Below are 4,656 nucleotides of genomic sequence, written 5' to 3'. Positions count from 1 at the left end.
GGCTGTTCCGATGCCTACAAAGAAGTCATCACCAAAGATGGCGATACCTACACCATCCCCTACCGGGCTTCTGACAATACCATTATTGCATCTAGCATAAAATTATTAAGACCGGACAAAAGTTTGTATCAGAGTGGTTGGTTTTTCAGTACAACGGATTGTTTTTCCAGACCTTCTAAAACATACCCCACATCCGCCACTTATTCTTTCAGTAATGTCCGTTTCATCAGTCAGACAGACACAAAAATGACTGCAACCTTAAAGCTCTACGATCCTGCTACCACAAACTCGGCTATTAAGAACAATACCGCCACGGCTCTCGCTTCTTACACCTATACCTGGATCGTTCAGCCTAAAATCGAGCCTTATTCTGTAACTCTCGAGGCAAAGGATGCGGATGGAAATCTGGTAACGGATCCTGTCTATACAGTAACAGACAACTACGGCAATGTTATTACTTCAGCTGACGCTTCTGTTTATCAGCTGTATGCGGACCGCACCTATACCATTACTGCTTCTGCTGAAGACTATACGGCTGAAGATGGCTCTGAGCAGGCCGTAATAAAAGATTTTATCCCATCTCAAGATGAAACCAAAACCTTTACTCTGACCCAAAGCCCGGAAGCAAAAGCCCAAAAGTGGATCAAAGACAACTGTGATAATATCTTTGCAGGCTGTTCCGATGCCTACAAAGAAGTCATCACCAAAGATGGCGATACCTACACCATCCCCTACCGGGCTTCTGACAATACCATTATTGCATCTAGCATAAAATTATTAAGACCGGACAAAAGTCTGTATCAGAGTGGTTGGTTTTTCAGTACAACGGATTGTTTTTCCAGACCTTCTAAAACATACCCCACATCCGCCACTTATTCTTTCAGTAATGTCCGTTTCATCAGTCAGACAGACACAAAAATGACTGCAACCTTAAAACTCTACGATCCTGCTACCACAAACTCGGCGATCAAGAACAATACCGCCACGGCGCTCGCTTCTTACACCTATACCTGGATCGTTCAGCCTAAAATTGAGCCTTATTCTGTAACTCTCGAAGCAAAGGATGCGGATGGAAATCTGGTAACGGATCCAGTCTACACGGTAACAGATAACTACGGCAATGTTATTACTTCATCTGATGCCGCTGTTTACCAGCTGTATGCGGACCGTACCTACACCATTACTGCTTCTGCTGAAAACTATACGGCTGAAGATGGCTCTGAGCAGGCTGTAATAAAAGATTTTACCCCATCCAAGGATGATTGTATAACTTTTACTTTAAAGAATAAATCTGTTGCTCTGGAAGATGGTACCTACACCATAGATACCATTTCTGACAGCACAATGTTCGCTTTTTATAATACAAAAATCATCGTAAAAGACAAAAAAGCTTACCTGGTAGTTACCCTCAAAGGAACCGGATTTGACAGACTTTACATGGGTGACTGTTCAGAGTCTTCTGTAAGACCAGCAGAAGAAGATACGATTTGCTATGCCCCTGAACAATTTGATGGCTCTGAACATTACACTTTCTGGCCGGTTCCAATTGTTTCCCTGAATGATCCACTGAGTATTTCCGGACATTCAGCAAGAAAGGATACCTGGTATCATCACACAATTACTTTTGCTCAGAATACACTCAAGAAAATCAGTGATGATAATCTGGTTCCTTCCGAAAAAATGGAAGCTCAGAAGCTGATGCAACAGTATTATATTGACGGTAATGTAATTGTAAAAAATAAAGAAGCCTGCCAGAAATCCAAACAGACTTATCAGATTTCATATTATGAGGCAGATGGAAGTACCCCTCTTACAGAATTTACATTAAAACGCCCGGATACTGCACGCTTCAAGAGCAGTTGGAAATTTGAAACAACTGAAGCAGCAAACTGTTTCACTGATAAAACCCAGCAAGGCTTTTCAACACCTTCTGTCGGTCAGAATTATACTCTGAAGGAGCAAAGACCCACATCTGCAGCTACAATAAATGCGACGCTTTCCTTCTATTCCCCAACAGAAACAGATGCCGCAATTGATGCCGGAACTGCTGTGGTTCTTGCATCAACGGAAGTTACTTTTGTTATTGCACCAAAAGCAACTGCATATCAGATAAAGTTTCAGGCTGTAAATAGCTTTACACAAGATATTCTTCCAGATGCTCGGATTACAGTAGTGGATCAGAACGGTAATACGTTAACCCCTGGCGCAAATGGTACTTATACTTTGAATGACGCTACTTCATACACTGTAACAGCATCTCAGAATGGCTATGTAGGCGCCGGAGGCAAGGAAGAGGCCTACCTGGTTTTTGTACCTTCCAAAGAGGAAACTGTTTCCCTCCCCCTTACCAGGGCAGAAGACGGGAGATGTCTTATCAAATTTGCTTACGTTGATGAAGACAACAATTCACTGGATTTGACAAATGTGTCTGTCACTGTATATGATGCAGACGATCATACCAAAACAGTAGATCCAGAGCCTGACGGCAGTTATTTAATCTGGAAAGACCGCACTTACCACTATTCCATCAATGCCTATGGATATTACAAGATAACCTATCAGGAATTAACTGTATCTACGGACCAGATTATTACTGTTCCTTTAAAAGAACGCATTAAAACCTATACAATGACTTTAATAGCTTTTGGTTATGATACAGGAGAAGATCTTTCGGATGCAACCCAAAAAGTCATTGGAGAAAAGAATGGGATCAAAACACAAATAGACGCAAATTCAGATGGAACCTACACACTTGACTGGGAAACTATGTATACAGTTTATCTTTCCTGCGCCAACTATTCCGATCGGGAATATTCCATGGGCGCATTTACGGAAAATGAAAAACAGAACTTTACACTTCGACTAGCCCTTAGCCCCAGTCAGAAGCATCAGCTGGAAACTACGATTGCATCTGCCAATGATTTTCTTTCAACAATTACAGAAAGTTCTGATCCGCTTGACTGGCCAACTGGAACAAAAGACAAACTTCAATCTGCTATCGCAGAAGCAAATGCAGTCCTAAACAATGATGCTTCTGCCGATTCAGATTATAGTAATACAAGAACATCTCTTGAAAAAACGATACGTGAAATAAAAAAATCTCAAAATCCTGCACAGGAGACTATAACCATCCGATATCAGATTGACCGTGATGGGCCAACTTTCCAGAAAACTTTAAATGTAAGCGGAAATCAAGCCTTAAAAGCAGGGTATACGAAAGGAAACCTTGACAACTATGCAAAAGTAAATGTAACAGATGCTCTGGCTGCTTTACATCAGGATCTTTATGGCACTGAATTTGCTTCCAGACCTTATGATTATCTCGATACTATGTATGGCATGGAAGGACTTATCACCAAGGTATTTCAAAATACCGGAAGCCATTATACCTACCGTATTAATCACAAAAATGTAGATTTTATGTATGCGGGTACTACACTTTTATCAAATAACGATATTCTTTCTATTTACCCCAGCGCCGGCAGCACAACATCCCAAACAGAAGAATATCTTTATTTTACTCAGACGGCCCTTACCACTGTAGTAAATACTCCGTTTACACTTACACTTATGGGCTTAAATAAGGAAGCAGCAAAAAATGAGGAAGCCTATGCAGAAGAAGGATACACTGTAACCTTAAGAAATGCGCAAACCAATGACACACTCACTGCTATATCTGATAAGAACGGTCTTCTTACTTTTATACCTTCCGTTACCGGTATTTACAAAGTAGAAGCTGTCTCTAAAGATGGTATAACAGCAGTTGCTGCTCCATACGCAGAGATTACCGTAAATACTCCAGAACCAACCAAAATTCCGGTTCCAACCGCCACTCCGGCTCCGACCGCCACTCCGGTTCCGACCGCCACTCCGGTTCCAACCGCCACTCCGGCTCCGACCGTTACTCCAGTTCCAACGACAGCGCCAAAACCTGTCAGCAAACAGATTCTAATGCTTCAGTTAAAAAGCCAGAAAAATTCTATGGTTTTGAAATGGAACAAAATAAAAGGGGCTGACACTTATAAAATTTACGGTGCAAAATGTGGAAACAGCTACAAACTGTTAAAAACGGTTTCATCCAAAAACCTCACCTGGACGAATCGTAAATTAAAGAAAGGAACTCACTATAAATATTATATTGTTGCCATTTCCAATGGGCAAAAACTGGCAACTTCTCCACGTACACATGCAGTGACCAAAGGCGGCCGTTATGGCTATGCACAAAAGATCACTGTTAATAAAACAGCTTTGAAACTCCGAACTGGAAAAACAAAACGGATTAAAGCAACTGTAACCAATTCAAGTACTTACGTACAGAAACATGTTGCAACTGTTCGTTATCTCTCATCAAACCTTTCTGTTGCAACGGTTTCCAAAGCCGGTGTCGTCAGGGCTAAAAAGAAAGGTAATTGTACTATTTACTGCTACACATCCAATGGGCTTTTTAAAAAAGTAAAGATTACAGTTACAAAATAAAATAATACTTTTTACAGAAAAAGCGCTGCGTTCTGTATGGTTCTCTCCATGCAAACGCAGCGTATTGTTATACATTAGGAATAATTGTGACTTGAAAAAGTAAATTCCAGTGCAAAAGTAAATTTCACAGCACTTTAAATTTTGTTGTTTTTACGAGAGATTTTTAAGCAAAATCTCTCG

The 4,656-nt window shown here is 40.8% G+C and carries 1 protein-coding gene; it reads left to right on the top strand.

Going from position 1 to position 4,656, the window contains the following annotated elements:
- Positions 1 to 4,476 (top strand): Ig-like domain-containing protein (locus G5B11_RS18185; protein WP_173729273.1); only part of this gene is annotated, 4,476 nt, incomplete at its 5' end.
- Between the last annotated feature and the right edge of the window lie 180 nt (positions 4,477 to 4,656).

Source organism: Blautia glucerasea (genome assembly GCF_013304385.1).
Taxonomy (GTDB): Bacteria; Bacillota; Clostridia; order Lachnospirales; family Lachnospiraceae; genus Blautia_A; species Blautia_A ammoniilytica.
This window is presented reverse-complemented; position numbering and strand designations above follow the sequence as displayed.